This is a genomic window from Nocardiopsis exhalans (genome assembly GCF_024134545.1).
Classification (GTDB): Bacteria; Actinomycetota; Actinomycetes; order Streptosporangiales; family Streptosporangiaceae; genus Nocardiopsis; species Nocardiopsis exhalans.
The window spans coordinates 2,030,219-2,047,342 of record NZ_CP099837.1 but is presented as its reverse complement, the minus strand read 5'-3'; the positions used below and the strand labels follow the sequence as shown (position 1 = coordinate 2,047,342).

General features: G+C 66.4%; 16 protein-coding genes. 9 read left to right on the top strand and 7 right to left on the bottom strand.

Annotated elements, in window-relative coordinates:
• The first annotated feature begins 7 nt into the window (after positions 1 to 7).
• The 9 genes from NE857_RS09130 (at position 8) to NE857_RS34470 (ending at position 10,729) form a co-directional block, all read left to right on the top strand.
• Positions 8 to 3,949 (top strand): tape measure protein, encoded by a 3,942-nt coding sequence (locus NE857_RS09130; protein ID WP_254420584.1) that lies wholly within the window; start codon positions 8 to 10, stop codon positions 3,947 to 3,949.
• Positions 3,950 to 3,961: 12 nt separating this feature from the next.
• Complete coding sequence (locus NE857_RS09125) at positions 3,962 to 4,930, top strand: phage tail family protein (protein ID WP_344010528.1); 969 nt, start codon at positions 3,962 to 3,964, stop codon at positions 4,928 to 4,930.
• Complete coding sequence (locus NE857_RS09120; protein WP_254420583.1) at positions 4,923 to 6,098, top strand: siphovirus ReqiPepy6 Gp37-like family protein; 1,176 nt, start codon at positions 4,923 to 4,925, stop codon at positions 6,096 to 6,098. Before NE857_RS09125 ends, NE857_RS09120 begins: the two co-directional genes overlap by 8 nt.
• A 753-nt stretch (positions 6,099 to 6,851) precedes the next feature.
• On the top strand, positions 6,852 to 7,064 hold the full coding sequence (locus tag NE857_RS09115) for a hypothetical protein (protein ID WP_254420582.1): 213 nt from the start codon (positions 6,852 to 6,854) through the stop codon (positions 7,062 to 7,064).
• A 172-nt stretch (positions 7,065 to 7,236) separates the two neighbouring features.
• Positions 7,237 to 7,425: a hypothetical protein gene (locus tag NE857_RS09110; RefSeq protein WP_254420581.1), complete on the top strand. Its 189-nt coding sequence runs from the start codon at positions 7,237 to 7,239 to the stop codon at positions 7,423 to 7,425.
• 40 nt (positions 7,426 to 7,465) lie between these two features.
• Positions 7,466 to 8,497, top strand: coding sequence for a peptidoglycan recognition protein family protein (locus tag NE857_RS09105; protein ID WP_344010522.1), 1,032 nt, complete (start codon positions 7,466 to 7,468; stop codon positions 8,495 to 8,497).
• A 226-nt stretch (positions 8,498 to 8,723) separates the two neighbouring features.
• Positions 8,724 to 8,969: a hypothetical protein gene (locus tag NE857_RS09100; RefSeq protein WP_254420579.1), complete on the top strand. Its 246-nt coding sequence runs from the start codon at positions 8,724 to 8,726 to the stop codon at positions 8,967 to 8,969.
• Between the two features lie 72 nt (positions 8,970 to 9,041).
• The gene (locus NE857_RS09095; RefSeq protein WP_254420578.1) at positions 9,042 to 9,803 is read left to right on the top strand and encodes a hypothetical protein; all 762 of its coding nucleotides are present in this window, start codon (positions 9,042 to 9,044) and stop codon (positions 9,801 to 9,803) included.
• A gap of 446 nt (positions 9,804 to 10,249) precedes the next feature.
• Complete coding sequence (locus tag NE857_RS34470; RefSeq protein WP_363319945.1) at positions 10,250 to 10,729, top strand: peptidoglycan-binding domain-containing protein; 480 nt, start codon at positions 10,250 to 10,252, stop codon at positions 10,727 to 10,729.
• Between the two features lie 84 nt (positions 10,730 to 10,813).
• Here NE857_RS34470 and NE857_RS09090 read toward each other — a convergent pair whose 3' ends face one another.
• The 7 genes from NE857_RS09090 to NE857_RS09060 form a co-directional block, all read right to left on the bottom strand.
• Positions 10,814 to 11,452, bottom strand: coding sequence for a 3'-5' exonuclease (locus NE857_RS09090; protein WP_254420577.1), 639 nt, complete (start codon positions 11,450 to 11,452; stop codon positions 10,814 to 10,816).
• A gap of 19 nt (positions 11,453 to 11,471) precedes the next feature.
• Positions 11,472 to 12,740, bottom strand: coding sequence for a radical SAM family protein (locus NE857_RS09085; RefSeq protein WP_254420576.1), 1,269 nt, complete (start codon positions 12,738 to 12,740; stop codon positions 11,472 to 11,474).
• The gene (locus NE857_RS09080) at positions 12,737 to 13,255 is read right to left on the bottom strand and encodes a nucleoside-diphosphate kinase (protein ID WP_254420575.1); all 519 of its coding nucleotides are present in this window, start codon (positions 13,253 to 13,255) and stop codon (positions 12,737 to 12,739) included. Before NE857_RS09080 ends, NE857_RS09085 begins: the two co-directional genes overlap by 4 nt.
• Positions 13,252 to 14,280 carry a thymidylate synthase gene (locus tag NE857_RS09075; RefSeq protein WP_254420574.1) on the bottom strand — a complete coding sequence of 343 codons (1,029 nt, stop codon included), beginning with the start codon at positions 14,278 to 14,280 and terminating at the stop codon, positions 13,252 to 13,254. The genes NE857_RS09080 and NE857_RS09075 overlap by 4 nt, the downstream gene beginning before the upstream one ends.
• Before the next feature lie 113 nt (positions 14,281 to 14,393).
• On the bottom strand, positions 14,394 to 15,632 hold the full coding sequence (locus NE857_RS09070) for a tetratricopeptide repeat protein (protein WP_254420573.1): 1,239 nt from the start codon (positions 15,630 to 15,632) through the stop codon (positions 14,394 to 14,396).
• Positions 15,629 to 16,312, bottom strand: a complete 684-nt coding sequence (locus NE857_RS09065; protein ID WP_254420572.1) for an AAA family ATPase — start codon at positions 16,310 to 16,312, stop codon at positions 15,629 to 15,631. The genes NE857_RS09070 and NE857_RS09065 overlap by 4 nt, the downstream gene beginning before the upstream one ends.
• Positions 16,309 to 17,118, bottom strand: coding sequence for a DUF6879 family protein (locus NE857_RS09060; protein ID WP_254420571.1), 810 nt, complete (start codon positions 17,116 to 17,118; stop codon positions 16,309 to 16,311). The genes NE857_RS09065 and NE857_RS09060 overlap by 4 nt, the downstream gene beginning before the upstream one ends.
• Positions 17,119 to 17,124: the final 6 nt, after the last annotated feature.

Genomic DNA, 17,124 nt, shown 5'->3' with positions numbered 1-17,124 from the left:
GGTGACCATGGAACAGGTCGGCACCGGGTTCGTACAGGTCGTGCCCAGCTTCTCGGACTTCCACCGCAGTGTTGGCCGCCAGGTGCGCCGTGGGCTGACTGAGGCGGGAACCCAGGGTGGCCGGGATATGGGGCGCGCGGTTTCCCGTGGGTTCTCCGGGGCCCTGGGCGGAGTCGGCACCGCGCTCAACCGCACCGGTCAGCAGATCGCCCGTGCCGCGTCCTCGATCCGTCCGGTCGATCGGGCGGTCCGAGGGCTGTCGGCTGGCCTGCGCGGCACCTACCTGGAGACCACCGGTGCGGCCGGGGCTCTGAACTCCATGGGCCTGGCCGCGCAGGTCGCGGTGACCATGGCCCGCGACGGTTCACGGCTGCTCTCGGCTGGCCTGCACGGGGTCGGGGTCTCGGCGTCGGAGTCCGGCACGCGCATGTACCGGCTGGGCAACACCGCGAGCGGCGTGTTCCAGGGGGCTGCCCGCGGAGCACGGGCCGTCAGCGACGGGGTACGTGGCCTGGGCGCTTCGGTCTCGGGGTGGGTACGCGATGCCCGCTCGGAAGTCACCGGGCTGGGCGGTGCGCTGACCCGGATGGGCGCGGTGGGAGCGGCTGCCATCGCCGCGTTGGGATTCGGTGCTCTGGCGGTTGATGTCGCCCGCGTGGCGAGTTCGGCGCAGACCACCGAGGCGTCCCTGCTCGCGCTCTACGGAGCGGCTGGGGGCGGCGCGAAAGAGGTCAATGACCTCATGGCGGAAATGGATGTGCGGTTCGCGCACCTTGACCTTTCCGTCATGCGCGAGGGCGCGACCTCCCTGGCCTACATGGGTGTCCAGGGTAAGGCCGCTGTTGAAATTCTCGAGAACCTTGAAGCGGCTACCACTGCATCGGGGACTGGCGCCGAAGGAATGTCGCGCGCGTTCGCCGCCATGACGAGCGGCGTGAACGCGGGTGCATTCCAGATGGACACTTTGAATCAAATTTCCGATGCCGGAATTCCGATTTATGATGCCCTTTCTGATGTACTCGGCGTTGACATTCCCGAGGCTCAGAAGATGGCGTCGGACGGTGCGATCGGACTGGAGGAAGTTCTCCAGGCTCTTGACGGTGAGCACGGTACTTGGTTTCCGGCTCTCATTGAGGGTGCGGAGAATGTAGGAAATACTTTCTCGGGTGCCTGGTCGACCATCAAGAACACGGTGGTCAATGGTTTGGCCTCTGAGGTTGTTCCTCTCGTTGACAAACTCACTCCGACTATGCTTGGAGTGGCCAGCGCAATCTCTTCCGGGTTCGATCGCTTGCCCGGCCTTCTCTCTGATATCAAGTCTCACCTTTCCGATGCGGGCATCATTGACGGGTTCCTTGGACTCGTTAGTGGTGCACGTGAGCTCGTTACTGCGCTGGCACCAGCGGCGCTGACTTTTGCCCAGACGTTTCTACCCGCGCTGGCCAGCGTGCTTTTGGTGCTCGACCCTTTGGGCAAGGCACTTCAGATCACAGCCGGATGGATGCGGGAAAACGAAGAGGTCGTCAAGCTTCTCGGCGTTGGTTTAGGTGCGGCGACAGCCGCTATTGTCGCTATCGCTGTGGCCAAGGGCGTTTGGGCTGCTGTCACCTGGGGACTAGCGGCAGCGATCAATGCCACGGGGATTCCGCTGCTCATCATCGGAATTGCCGCACTCATCGCTGGCGTCATCTATGCCTATAAGAATTTTGACGGTTTTCGAGAACGAGTCGATGCCGCCGCAGGAGCGATCAAGGGCGCGGCATCCGCGATCTGGCAGAAGGGGCTCAAACCTGCATTTGATGCGCTAAGACACGGCCTTTCCCTGATCGGGGACGGAGCGACCTGGCTTTGGGAAAACGCCCTGGGCCCCGCACTCGGGGGAATCATGGGTGGCTTCCGTGGAGCTGGCGAGGCCGCACTCTGGTTATGGGAGAAGGGGATCTCCCCAGCCTGGGACGCTATTTCTTTCGGAGCCCGACTGTTGTTCACCGTCATTTCGACGGTGCTCATCACTCCGCTTTACCTCGCTTTCCAGCTTGTCGCCGCAACGGCGACGTGGCTGTGGCAGAACGCCTTCCAGCCCGCGTGGGAGGGCATCGCCGCCGGGGCTACATGGCTGTGGACCTCGGCCCTCCAGCCGACATGGCAGGCCGCACAGGCTGCTCTGTCACTGCTGGGCGCAGCCTTTACCTGGCTGTGGTCAGCGGCAGCCCAGCCAGTCCTGGCGTTCCTGTCCACAGGCGTCCAGGAATGGTGGAAGACCACCCGTGCGGCTTTTTCAGCCGCTGTCTCGTTCATTCGCGGCGTTCTGGCTGCGGTCTTTACGTGGCTGCGTGACAAGGTTGTTCGTCCGGTCTTTTCAGCCCTGTCGAGCACGATTTCTGGCGGGGCTCGCGCGTGGCGTTCTTCGCTTGACGCCATCCGTTCATGGATTCGCGGGACTTTGGGCCCGGTTTTCACATGGCTGCGCGACAGTGTCGTCACACCGGTGATGAATGGAATTCGTTCCGTCATTTCCTCTGTCTGGCAGAACGGAATCCGGCCGAGCTTCGAGGCGTTGCGCAATGGTGTAGACCGAGTCAAGCGATCTTTTGAGCTTGCTCGTGACGGAATCCGGACGGCCTGGAATCAGCTCAGGAGCATTACTCGGAAGCCCGTCGAATTCATTGTAAACAGTGTTTACAACCGTGGTATTCGCCGCGTTTGGAATTCCGTTGCCGACCTCGTCGACATGAAGAACCTGCCCAGCTACTCATTCGATCGCGGCGGCATCATGCCCGGGTACACCCCTGGTCGCGACGTACATCTCTTCGCTTCTCCCACTGGCGGACTCCTGGAGCTCTCCGGCGGCGAGGCGATCATGCGCCCCGAATGGACCCGGGCGGTCGGACCACAGTTCATCGACATGATGAACTCGGCAGCACGCAACGGAGGCATCTCCCGTGTCCGCTCCATGATGGCCGGAGCCCCCCATCAGGCATTCTCCGGCGGTGGCATCTTCAGCGGCATCTCCAGCTTCGCTTCGGGTCTCGCCTCCATTTTCGACGGCGACGGCCTCGCTGGATCAGCCCGCCGGGCACTCGAACCCCTTGTCGGCTCCATGCGAGGCCGCTTCACCCAAGGCCACTGGGCAAAGGCCATGGTCGGCATCCCTCCGGCGATGATCGACAGCCTCGTGGAATGGCTGCGCAGCACCATCGGCCCCAAGATGGGCGGCACTGGAAAGTCCGTCGCGGAAGCAGCCGCGAGCCACATCGGAAAATCCGGAAATCCGAATGATTTCACCAGGGCTTTCAACATGGCCGGACAGCCCTGGTGCGCGATGTTTGTTTCCGAGATCATCAAGCAGGTTCGCGCCCAGGATGCCTACCATAACATCCGGTCGGCGGCCGTTTCCGCATTCGCCGATTCCTCTATGGAGTCGGTGCGCGGCGTGGCCAATGCTCAACCCGGCGACCTGGCGGTTTATCGAGGAAAAGGCCCTGGAAATTGGGGTCATATCAATATTTATGAGGGTGATGGAAAAACGATCGGCGGAAACGAAAGCAATGCCGTCCGCCGGTCTTTCACCTACGCCTCTCGCGCGGACAAGTTCATGCGTCCCAAGCGCATGGCTTCCGGTGGAATCTGGCAGCAGGACCGAGACTTCACCGCCGAAGCGATCACACACCCCCTCACCCGCCTGCTCCGGGCGGGTGAGGACGAGCAGTTGTTCGACTCGGGCGGGTGGCTTCGGCCGGGGATGACTGCGGTCCGCAACGCGACCGGCCAGCCCGAGGCGGTGCTCACGCCTTCGCAATCGGAAGCCCTGGTGCGCATCGCGAAGGGCAGGAGCCAGGCCGGGAGCGGTCACACCTTCCACCTTCACGAAGTCCGCAGCGCTCGGGTCACCGCCCAGGCGACGACCACCGCGCTGCGCGACTACGAGTCCCTTCACCCGGTCCCGTAGGGAGGTCCCGCCTTGCCCATCGTGTACCTCCCGCCGGGGCCGACGACACCGCGCCCACCCGTACCGGCCACCGATGATGCCGGGGCTCCCCCGGTCCTCACATGGACCGGGGCGGGTGGGCAGGTCATCCGCCTCACAGACGACGAGGCTGGGTACTTGCTCCTCCCCGGGGTGCGCGGCCTGGAACTACCCGGCTACCTCCACCATGAACGTGAGTCCGGAGCACTCGACGGCAGCATCATCACCGGAACTCGGGCGCTGCCACGGGAGATCTACCTGCCTGTCTACGTCCATGGACGCAACCGGTCCGAAGCGGTCGCCAGGCGTCGGGCCCTCGCTCTGGCCATGCATCCGGCCAGTCCGGAAGGCGGCCCCGGAGTCCTCGAAGTCGCCGACCGGTCCGGCACGCGCCGGAGCATCCAAGCTCGATATGTCGAGGGTATGGCCGGAGACGAAGGCACCGATCTGGCCGGAGCGTACTGGGCGACCTACGGGGTCCTTCTCACAGCGGAGCAACCGTACTGGGAGTTGGCTCCGGTACGGCGCACATGGCGGATCGACGGCACTCACCACACGTGGCTGCCGCTGCCCCCGCTTCGGGTGCGCGGCAGCCAGGTGATCGGTGACGGCATGAGCATCACGAACCCGGGGTCCGCCAGGGCCTGGCCGGTATGGACCATCACCGGCCCGGTTGCCTCCGGCACCGTGATGCGATCCCGCACGCTCGGCCAGGAGCTGGAGCTCGACTTGGCTCTCGCGGATGGGCAGAGCGTCACCATCGACACTCGGCCACGGCGCAAATCGGTGCGGGACCAGCACGGCCGAAACCAGTTCGGCCGTCTCAAACGCGGCTCTCGGCTGTGGCCCCTGGCTCCGGGGCCGAACACCGTTGATGTGGTCTTGGGCGGGGCTGACGCGGGTGCGTCTTTGGAGCTGGAGTTCGTTCCCTTGGACCTGACCACCATGGAGGCCGATGTCTGACTGGCAGATCTGGGTGCGCGGGCACGGGCGGGAATGGCTCGGCATCGTCGATGACGAACTCGATTTTTCTGCCACCGCACGGCATCTCGCCTTGGGGGCGTGGCAGGTCACCGTCGAAGCTGCTTCCCCGTCTGCCGACCTCCTTCTCGAAGGTGAGGGGCTCGCGCTCATCGACGCTGACGGGCGTGTGCTCCTCAGCGGCCCCAAGCGCCCGATGGAACGCGGGAGGGACCCCGGCTCAGACAACACTCTGACCTTCACCGGGGTGGACGACACAGCCCTGCTCTCCAGGATCGTCTACCCCTCACCAGCCACTGCGATCACCAGCACCGGCACCAAGCACACCGCTCAGTACTGGACTCGTAACGCGCCGGCCGAGACCGTCCTGCGGGACCTGATCTCCGCCAACGCAGGCACCAGCGCGTTGGCCGACCGGCGGGTTCCGGGTCTATACCTTCCTGCTTCCCAGGAACGTGGGGCTGCTCTGTCCTCTCAGCTCAGGCTCGACAACCTCCTTGATGCCGCCTGGGAGATCGCTCGCACGGGCGGGCTGGGCTTCCACGTGGTCCAGGACACCGAAAGCACCGACCTGCATCTGGTGGTGTACGAGCCGCGTGATCGCTCTCGTGAGATTCGGTTCGGGGAACACCTGGGCAATCTCGGCTCCTACGAGTACAGCGCCACGCCGCCTGAAGTCACCGACGTCATTGTCGCGATCGGTGGCGAAGGGGTGGATCGAAGGTTCTACCGCTATCAGCGCCGCGATCCGCTTTGGCCAGGGGTGGTGATCGAGGAGGTGCTGGACGCGCGGGACCTGTCCCAGGAACCCGGCGACGGCGACGAGGAGTGGGTCAACCCCGACGCGGCATCCGAGCAGCGTGCGACGGAACGTCTCGATGATGGCGCCGCGACCGCCTCCGTCACGTTCGAGCCCTTGGAGGTGGACGGCCTGAGGTTCGGTGCCGACTACGCACTCGGCGACATCGTGACCGCGGAACTCGACCTCGGGGACGTCACCGACACCATCCGCGAAGTTCGCTACAGCCGAACCCCGGATGGAGGCGAACTCATCGTGCCTTCGATCGGTGAACCTCCCGACCAGCCCCAGATCTATAGGCGTGTCGCTGCGCTGCGCCGCGACGTGGACCAACTCAAGACAAGGAGGTGACCTGTGGCCGAGGACTCTGGCGTCTTCGTTGATCGACCTCTCGCCTCGGACATCGGGCTGGCTCAGCTACACCGGCGGTGGGGGGTCGATGGCGTCGTCCCTGACGGCCCCGACGCAGCGAACCGTCTCACCATCACTGGCACGGGAACGTCACAGATCAGCCTTTCAGCGGGCTACGCGCTGGTCGGAGGCTGGTTCTACCGCACCGACACCTCCCTCAACCTGCCGGTAACACCGAATACAGGTTCTCAGACGCGTCGTGACCTCGTGGTCGTCCGCGCCGACACCACAGAGGGTCGCTGCTTCCCGCACATTATCGAAGGGACCCCCGGGGGAGCCGTTCCCTCGCCCGTTCGCGACCCCAGCGGTACCTGGGATCTGCCCCTGGCCGTGTGCAGCATCGCTGGGCACTCTGCGGTCGTGGCCTCCTCCGACGTGGACACCACCGTCCGGCAGTTCACCGCCCCTACAGGCGCGGTCCCCTGCACCTCCCGAGGCAGACCGCAGCACCCGCACGAGGGGATGCTCGTATACGAAACCGACACTGGTCGAGTCGCTGTATGGGCCGGGAGCTGGCTGACCGTTTCCGAGACCCGGTATCCCACCGCCTGGCAGGCCCTCGCACTGCGGTCGGGATACTCCCACCCCAGCCATGGGCAGTCCCCGGCTTGGAGATGGGACAGCCCAGGGGTGGTGCGGCTGCGTGGACGTATCGGGCGCACCAACGGCAACGCAATCCCACACCGTGCCTGGGTGGCTCGGCTTCCTGCCGCTGCTCGCCCCTCCGGGCTGCTGTCCGCTGCGGTGACCACCACCTCCCGGCACGGTTCCACCCCTGCCACACGCGGCATGACCTCCCGGCTGGAGATCAGCTCGGCCAGCTCCTCCACTGCTGGCCAACTCGTGCTGTGGACCGACTACAACCCGACCTGGGTCGGCCTGGATGGGGTGAGTTTCCCTGTCTGACCTCATCACCAAGGAACTGGTGCCCGCTCTGGCCGCCGTAGTCGCCGGTATCGCTGCTCTGTGGGCAGGCGGTCGTAGAGTGTTGCGCCGACTGCGCCAACTCGGTCACCTCGTGGACGACCTCGTCGGTGAGCCTCCGCGCCCTGGGCTCGAAGAAGGGCGGCCCGGGCTCATGCAGCGAGTCGCTTCCCTCGAATCCGGCCTTGCGGACGTCAAGCACGAGGTCGAACACAACGACGGCAGCTCCCTCAAGGACTCCGCCAAGCGCACGGAGGAAGCCGTCAAGGGCCTCACCCACCGGGTGAACGGGCTCGCTGGCCAGGTGGACTCTCTCAGCCGCCAGCCTCCCCCTTCCTCCTAGAACTTCTTCCACACGGCCCGCCAACGAGCGGGCCTTCTTCTTGCCCAGAAAGAGGCTCTACTTGATTCTTCGACCCCGCTCCTACTTCGGCTGGGGCCCAAGTGGCGCATCCGGCGCATCTCCCACTCGGGGCTTGGTCATCCACTACAACGGCCCGGCGACTCGCCTGCGCAAGCACGCCGACTGCATCGCGTACTGGAAGCGGGTTCGCCGGGACCACATGAACTCCAACGGCTGGGCGGACCTGGGCTACTCCTGGGGCGCCTGCCGACACGGTGAGGTTTTCACCGGCCGCGGACTCGGCCGCTACCAGGCCGCGCAGGGGACAACGAGCGGCAACTCGCAGTGGTACTCGGTCACGCTGATGCTCGGCGGTGACGAGCAGCCGACCGATGGCCATATCCAGGCCGTGCGTGACCTGCGTACCTACCTCATGGCGCGCGGCGTCGGCAGCGCGATCCGGGGTCACCGGGATTTCGTCTCCACGTCCTGCCCCGGCGACATCCTGTACGAGCTGGTCGCGGATGGCACCTTCGGGGCCAAGGGCAACGGCTCCCCCAGCGCTGGCGGTGGTGGCGGGATGACTTCCGTCCGCTCCGTCCGCTCTCAGCAGACCGCCGTCAACAGTCTCGGCCACAACCCGAAGTTGGACGTGGACGGCTTGTGGGGGCCGCTCACCGAGGGCGGCGTGCGCTGGCTTCAGCGCAAGGTGGGTGTGACCGCCGATGGTCTTTGGGGACCGGCCACGGAGAAGGCCTACCGGGCTGCCGGAGGCAACGCCCCCAGCACCCCCACCGTGAAGGTCCCGCCTTTCCCACTTCCTCGCGGGTCCTACTTCGGTCCCAAGGAAGGCCCTAACCAGTCGGTGAGCGGCTTCTACAGTCACCGCTCCGACCTGCGCCGCTGGCAGAAGCAGATGCTCGTGCGCGGCTGGTCCATCGATGCCGACGGCCTCTACGGGCCGCAGACCGCCCGAGTGGCCCGCCAGTTCCAGGCTGAGAAGGGCCTGTCCGTTGATTCCCTGATCGGCCCGGCGACCTGGGTCGCCGCCTGGACCGCGCCGATCACGTGACCCACCCCGAGGACCACCGCCATCGACCTCGTCCCCTGCTTCTCGCCGCGGCAGCGGGCTTCGCTGCCGGGGTGCTCCTGAGCACCGGGGTGTGGTCCCTCAACGACCTCGCGCTGTGCGCCTGGGGACCCACCCTGATCCTCCCTCTTTCCTGACCTGCCCCGGAAGGGCCACACCCGTGGTTCACCGCTCTGACCGATTCGATCGACCCGAAAGGCATTTCCTCATGGCCACCACTGCGACCAAGACCGACGCCAAGAACCGCAGCGCTCGCACCAGCGCCCAGAACCTGTTCGGCGCAATCCTTTCCGTCGCGCTGGTCGCCGGGGCCGGCGCGGTACTGGACACCGTGACCCCCGGCGACCTCATCGACTGGGCAACCCTCGGCGCTGCGGCGGGCACCGCCGTGATCGGCGCTGTCGCCTCCTACGTGCACCGGCTCGTGGACGGCGACAAGACCTCCATCCGGTAACCGCTCAACCAAGCGAACACGAGGCCCGGCAGACCTTCACGGTCTGCCGGGCCTTTCTGCGAAAGGAGACGAGTGCGGTACTGGTTCGGCGGCCAGCCCTCCGACTATGTGATCGCTCCCGGTGAGCAACTGCCTCTGGGTGACGACACGATCGGCTACCAGCCGCTCCTGGTCCCTGGGATCAGCCTGTGGGTCTACGACTACGACTCCGGTGAACGCCTCATCGACCTCTTGGACGACACCGGTTCCCCCAACACGGAACTGAGGACGTCGGACTATGGCCTGATCCCCAGATTCAGGGGTCCAGATGAGGTGCAACGTGCGCTGATCGGTCCGGCACCTCTGCCCGAGAACGACCAGGGCGAAGAGGAGAACACCCCGGGCCGGTGGGTTGTCACTTCTTCGGATTGGCCGACCATCATCGCCCAGGTCAACCGCCGGGTCACCCGGTTGGAAGACGAAGGAACGGACGGAGGCGACGATGGCGAGATCATCGCCACCGCGCACCCGATGCTCTGGTCCCAGGCCGGAGAACTCCAGGCGCGTGCCAGCCCGCACCGGTACGTCAACCTGGAAGGCCGCACCCAGATCATCACGCGCCTGCGCGCGGAGGCTGGTGTGTCGGAAGGACAGGTCGATGTTCACCTGTTGGCCGTGGATCTGGACACCGGGAGCACCTCGATCATCGCGGCCGTGTCCCTCACCGAGGACTCGCCCGCGAGCATGGTCTCCCCCGAAGTGACCATCAGCGTGGGGACCGGGGTGACAGTGGAGGTCGTCCTCAGCGACGACGCCGTGGCTGAGGACCTGACCGTGCAGGTGATGATCCGCTGATCATCGTCGACAACACCCTCAGTGGCGTTCCGGGGACGCGAGTCAGCAACAGCACCCTCGCGGCCAGTGCGAGCGCGGGCACTGTCACGGTCCGTTCCCCTGGTTCCCGAGCGGTTCACGACGACGCTCACAGCGTGCACGGTGTTGGAGGCATCCGTTTGGGTTCGGGGCATCACCGGGGAGACACCCCCGCGCTCCGGGTCTCTCTCCCCTCCACTCCTTGGGCTGCCCGTTGGTATGTACGTGTTCCCTCGCTCCAAGCCGCAGGGTATGGAACGAGCGAAGTACGTTGGGCGGTGGATTCAGGAGGGCCTGGGCTGGTCTTCCGTGAGTCGTCCGGTGGGCTCGCCCAGGTCCGTGCTCAGCCTCGCGACCTTGCCGCAGGGCTGTTGCCGCATGAGTTCGTGGGGTCGGGTATTCAGCTGGATCAGCTGCTCCGTATCGAAATGCGCCAGGTTTCCACCCATCTCGCGGTCCGAGCGTTCGCGGCGCACTCCGAAGAGGTCCTTAACTACTGGACGTTCCGGAACTTCCGGCTCTCGGGCACCCTGTCACTGGCGGGATACCGGTACAGGGCCCGGCGCACCCTGTACTGGGGTGACCAAGGCAGCGCGGTTCGTGAGCTACAGCACGAGCTCATCGACCTCGGCTACTCCGTCGGTGCGTGGGGAGCCGATGGCGCCTTCGGTAATGCCACCTACGATGCGGTTCGGAAATTCCAGTCCGCCCGCACCCTGTCCCCTGCCGATGGCATCCCGGGGCCTGAGACCAGAGCCGCCATGGACCTCGCTGGAGGTCGAGTTCCACCTCCCATATGGGTTTCCCATCTGGCCTTATCGGATGGACCATGGATCGGTCCTGTGCCACCTCCGCCCGAACCCCCGCCAGCGCCTACCTCTTATCTGACAGCGGGATTTCCCATCTGATTTCATCTTCCAAAGAACCAAGCCCCGCAGCTCTGCTGCGGGGCCTTTTCTCGTATCTCAGGAGTGCGGGGAAGCCCCACCAGATTAGAAGAGCGTGAGCTCGTCAGAATCTGGGTGCGGGTCCGGGTCGAGCGGGATGGCCGCGACTCCGATCAGCTCCCTGAGGCTTCGCACAGGGGGTTCACCAGAGTCGATCAGGGCTGCAAGTAGGAGAGCAGCAGCCACGGCATCCCACAGCGCTCGGTGAGGTCGGCCGCTGGGAACCAACTCATCTACCCGGGAGCGAAGATCGAAGCGGCCCAGGAGAGCCCCGAGGGACTTGGAACCATCCAGGCGCGTCGCGCGCGCTAGCCGCAGGGTGTCGATCAACCCCACCGGACGCAGGTCAGGGTAGTGCAGGTGGATCAGCCGCCAGTCCACAGCGACGTTGTGGCCGACCAGGTACCGACCGGACACGCGCTTGTCGAGTTCGGTCCCCACCAGCTTCGGGTCCGGAGCTTGACGAAGAACGTCGTCGGTCAACCCGGGGCTGATCCAACGCCGCTGAGGAACCGGCCGCCCGGGGTTGACGAGGCTCTCGTAGGCGACGGCCATGTCAGGGGAACCACCGATGATCGGAACCGTTGCGACCTCAAGAATCGCCTCGCGTTCGCGATCCTGCGCTCCGGTGCCTTCCAAGTCCAAGGCGCACAGCGGGGCTCCGGTCCACGGTTGGTCGAGCATGGTGGCTCCCCCGATGGTTCTAATCGTCTTCGTGAAGGGCAGCTGCCTGGAGACGCTCTCGCGCTTCGCTGAGTCGGCGCTGCTCGTCCTCGCTCAGTACGTACCCTGCCAGAGTGCGACCGTGCGCACGGGGAAGGTGGGGGTGGTCGACTTCCCAGATCTGGTAACGCAGAGTGTGCTGGATCGCGTACCGGCGCTGCTCGCCCAGAGCGTGGGTCAGGACATGGCCGTCCTCGACCAGGAATGGGGTGTCGGTGTCATAGTCCAGCTCGGCCAGGACGGACCGGAACTCGTCCTCGGTGGGAGGCCGGTGGTCGTCGGCGCACAGCTTCCGTTGCTTGGCCGGGCAGATGTCGCACAGCGCGGGTACTCCCCAGTGCCCGTTGTAGTCGGGCACGTTGTGGGCGTAGGTGACTCCGCAGGAGGTCTTGCGGAACAGGGGCACGTTGGTGCCGTGCTCACGCCAGGCGTCCACCACCCTTGCGTCCAGGTCCTCGGGCAGGACCTTGCGGCGCTGGAAGTCGTCGCCGTAGGGCACCTCCACGCCGAGTTCGCGTAGGTAGTCGGCGTTGTCCTCCTTGTGGTAGTAGCCGGTGAAGACCAGCGCGTCCACCTGGGCGCGGTCGGCGACGTCGAGCACGTGGGTGAAGGTTTCCGGGGAGTCGTTCCAGCCCGGCACGATCGGCCGCCAGTACAGGATCACCCCGGTCCGCTTGCGGTGCGCGGCGGCAGTCTCGATCGACTTCACCGTGGTTCGGGACTTGGCGATCGGCTCCACACGGGCGTCGGCGATCCCCGAGTAGGTGAACAGCAGCGTCACCCGCACGTGTTCGAGGGCCTCGAAGCGTTCCATGTCGCTCTGGCTGACGTGGAAGCGGGTGATGATCAGGACCAGGTTGGTGTGGCCGCGCCGGTCCAGCTCCTCCAGGACGGCGAAGGTGTGTGGCTTCACGCCCGGGAGCATGGGGTCGGTGGCCTTGTTGAACAGCTGAATCGGTGTCGAGTGCGGCCGGAATGCCTCGTGCCCGACGAGCATCTCCACTGCCTCCCCGGTGCTGACGAGGAGCTGGGGGATCTTCTGCTCGAAGTTGCCCCAGAAGTGGCGCACGCAGTACCCGCAGTCGAGCGGGCAGCCGATGATGTGGTTCAGCGACAGCCCGGACTTACGGTTGGTGATGATCTGCGCCATGTACGGGTCGAGGCCGGCCTGCTGCTCGTCCGGCATCACGCGCAGGTGGTTCGGGCCGACAGGGATCGTCGTTCCGTTGGTCAGGTGGGTAACCGTCACGGTGAGAACTCCTCTGTTCGGGGGGTGAGAAGGTGCGCGAACGCGGGGCCGAACCACACGTTGAACTCTCGCTCGGCGCCTGCGCCGTCGTCGCTGGTGTGGATCAGGTTGTCGATGAACCGCCCCTCGGCGCGGGCTCGTTCAGTCGAGTCATCGCCGTAGTAGCCGCGGATGGTGTCCGGTGTGGCTCGGGCAGGGTCGTAGTGGCCGAGCAGGCCGCGCACCCGCTCAGGGGTGCCCTCGGAGTCTCCGTGGAACAAGGCGACCGTGATGGTCTGGCCGACCCAGTTGCGGCGCAGCTCGGCGGCCACGTCGAAGGGGAACCGGTCGTTGAGCGCGAGCATGTCGGCGTAGTGGGTAAAGATGTGCCGCTCGGTGACAAACACCGTGCGGCGCTCGACCAGGCGGACCTCGGCGCCGATCCAACCCAAGATCGGTTCGACCAGCCCGCGGCGAGTCGCGTCGGGTTTGCAGGTGGCCACCGTCCAACGGCCCCACCCACCTGCCGGGCTCACGTGTTCTCCTCGAACTGGGGCATCCGGTTCTTCCATCGGTGCCGCACCAGCCACTGGTATCCGGGGTCGAGCAGGTCCAGGAGTTCGGCGCTCACCGACTGGTCGGTGTGCTTGATCTGCCGGTAGGCCTCGAACAACAACAGGACCTGCTGCCAGTACTCGGGCAGACCGGTCTCCGAAACAGACTTGGGGGTGTGCTGGACCTCGTTGGTACGCAGCAACTCCTCGTGCTCCAGCACGGTGCCCAGCGCCGAGGCAACGTCTCCGGCAGGCATCTCCGGCGGGGTGAACGTCGGCCGGACATACCCGTCCTGGTTGCCCTCGTTCAGCAGCCGCCGCACGTTCTTGGCATCCCGGTGGTTGACGTGCATGGACGCCACGTGGTGGGTGTAGTGCCCCAGCTCGACACCGAGCTGGCAGGCGGCCAGCTCCTGGAGGAAGGTGAACGCGAAAACGTCGCTCACCATGCCCATGTAGGCGTCGTTGCCGCGCATGTAGCAGGTCAGGTGCAACCGGCCGCCTCGGAGAAGGAACTGCGCGGCGACGGTGCACGACACGTCGGGGTTGTCGGTGATCGCGAGTTCCTCGGGCCGGTAGATGCCCAGGACCGCGCGTTTGGTGTCGGGGTCGGCGCGCAACAGGTCGAGCACCCGGTCCCACTGCCTCACGCCTTGCCTGTCCGGGGCGAACAGCTTGGTTCCGTAGGCGGTGCCGGTCAGGGACTTGCCGTTGGCGGAGTAGTGGCCCATGCCGGGCGCGTAGTAGCCGATCATGTCGAGGTCATCGCGTCCGGCCGCGTACCACAGGGTCTCGGCGAGGTTGTAGACGATGTTCACCGGCCGCCGTTTGAGGAAGGGGAGCCGGTCGCGGGGGTCGGTGATCCGGAAGGAGACGTTGGTCAGCTCGGCCGAGTCGTTGCCTCGGGAGGAGGTGTCGTACTCGGCGCTGGTGGTGACGGTGTGGAGGACCTCCAGGTAGGTGTCGTGAAACGAACGGGTGGCCCACGGTGTGAGAGTGGGGGGCACTCTGCCTCCTTGCTGGTTGGCGTGTTCGGATAGGAAGAGGCCTTCAGGCGTGCACGCGGGTGGTCAGCGAGTGGTCGCCGCGTTCGGGCGCCACCTCCCGAATCAGGTCGAGGTCAGCCGGAAGCATCGGGACCGCCGCCAGCCAGACGGGCCCGCACTTTCACGGCCTCGACCGAACCCAGCCGGGTGTACAACTCCAAGGCCCGGGACAACAGCCCGCGCTCGTCCCGGGGGCGGCCCTGGAGGTGGGCGACATCGGCGAGCAGCACCAGCGCTCCGGCTTCCTCGGCGACCGCGCCGATCCGCGCTGAAATCTGGTGGGCCTGTACCGCTGCTTCCCCGGCCCGGCCCGGATCACCGGCGGCCAGATGGGTGGTGGCCACCCCTGCCAGGGTGCGGGCCCGCATGTACGGCTCCTCGGCTTCGGTGAAGAACCCCAGGGCTTCGGTGAGATGGCCCAGAGCGTCCTCGTGCTCTCCCAGATCGCGGGCCGCTTCCCCCAGGCGGCGGGTCAGCAGGGCCTTCCCGCGCGGCCGGTTGAGGAGTTCGTGGATTTCGTAGGCGTGAGCGAAGAGCGCCTGCGCCCTGCCGGGCCGGTTTCGGGCCAGTTCGCACACCCCCGCAGCTTCCAGGGCCGCTGCTTGGCCCAGGCGGTGTCGGGCCCTCTCCCACAAACCGAGCGACGTGGTGTGCAGTTCGAGGGCACGATCGGCGTCCCCACGGGTCAGGCGCAGGGCCCCGAGCCCGCCGAGCACCAGCGCCTGAGCGGCGTTGTTGTCGATCGCTTCGGCCGAGGCCAACCCCAGGGTGTGGGTGTCCTCCCAGATCTGGAAGTGCTTGCGCAGCATGAACAGGTTTCGTAGCGCTTCGCAGAACTGCCAGACCAGGGCGTGACGCCCGGTGTCGTGGGCCACCCGCACGCACGCCCGCAGATTCCCCAGCTCGTCCTCCAACCACTCCAGGGCTAGGGCCCGGGAGGCGAACTCCTTGCTCGGAGTGCGGTCGAAGACGGGGGCCAGGTGCCACTTGCCGGGGTTGAGAACCCGGTCAGCGCTGGCCGCCGCGCCCAGGTAGTACTCCAGGGCGCGGGTCAACGCCTGATCCCGGTCGGCGGTGGGCTGGGCGCGTTGGCGTCGGATGTCCGACCGGGACGTGTCGGCGTGGGCGTACCGGCCCGGGGTGGGGCAGGTCAGGAGCCGGGCATCGACCAGCTCGCGCAGCATCCCCTCCACCTCCGAGGAAGGTAGGTCCGCGGTGGCCGCCGCCGCCTCAGCCGTCCAGGTAGGGCCCGGGATGAGCCGGACAGCACGGTGGAAGGTCTGTGCTTCGCGGGACAGATCCGATGAAGTCATGAGGCTGCTCCTTGATCCGATGAGGTGCGGGGGTGGTGGATCTCGATGTGGTCGGCGCCCTCCCAGCTCAGTGACACCAAAGGCGTGCGGGCGGTGACGACCACCAGGAACGGGCCCCGGCCCGGGAGCAGCGCGTGCACCTGCGCGGCGGACAAGGCGTCATCGACCAGCACCGCGACCTCACGCCCGTAGGTGTAGGACCGCCAGGCAGCAGACCGGGCGGCGAACCCGGCGGGGATGGCGTCCGCGCCGACGTGGATCGCCCGCAGGAAACAGTCCAGGGCCTCGTTCGGGTCGGCCGGTCCGTTCGGGTTCGAGCCTTGGAGGTCGGCGAACAAGACACCATCGGTGAATCGGTCGAGGTGTAGGTGGAGTAGGTGCGCGGCGATGCGGGTTTTCCCGGCGCCGGAGGGACCGTGCAGGACGATGATCTGCCCCCGGTCGACGTCGGCTTCCCGGAGGATGGCGCGCAGGTGCTCCAGCTCAGGGCGGGTATGAGGCGCGGGCAGCTCCGGCAATTGGATCGGGCGCGGGCGCACGTAGGTGTTGACCACGGTGATGTCCCCAGCCTCGTGTGCTTGGAGAACCTTGCCGCCGTTGACGTTCCCGACCTGCGCAGTAAAGGGAGTGGCAGGAATAGCCGCCGCAGGAGAATGGGTGGGGTTCGGGGGCTGGTTCACGCCGCCCCCTGGCGGTGCCACTGGGCGAAGGAGTTCACCGTGACCGAGTGCTGCCGGTCGGCCCACCCCAGGAACGTGCCGGTCGAGGCCACCAGCTCGGGGGTGGTGATCCGCAAAGCCCCGGCCCGTGACCCGACCCGGGTGTAGCGGCGCACGTACACCGCCTCGGGGGTCACTTCGAGTTCAGGCAGCATCCTCTGGTGTTCCAGGTGCCCGATCTTCCAGGCAGGCAGCACATGCACCGAACCCCCGGCAGCGGCTACGTTCCGGTAGCGGGTCAGACAGTACTGCCCGTACATGCCGGACGGTTGCGCGGACACCCACAAGGTGCGGCGCACGAGCCCGCGGGCCCGGTGTTCCTTGAGCTGGCGGGCCCACTCGGCGCGCTTCTCGTACAAGTCGGTTTGGGCCTGGACGGTGTCGCCCCGGTACCAGTGCTGCCAACTCGACCAGTCCGGAGGTGCGTGATCGCGGCGGGCCAGCGTCCACCAGGTTCCGGAGCGGGCCCGGCCGAGCTCGCGGGCCAGTTCGTCCTCGGTGACCTGTTCACCTGTGGTTGTGGCCAGCACATCGAACAGGGTGACGTTGGGGTCCTGCTCACGGCAGTACGCGAGGACCGATTCAGTTTGGTAGGAGAACGACCGTGCCCCCGTCTTGCGGGCGATGAACCTGCCCTCTTCGGTCAGCCGGGACAGCGTCGCCTTGGCGTGCCCAGTCAGGGTTCGGGTGTCAGCCGCGTCCAGATATCGGGCGGGGTCAGTGAGGATGCGGGTGCGCTGCTCATAGATGTAGGTCGCGGGGGGCATGGAGCG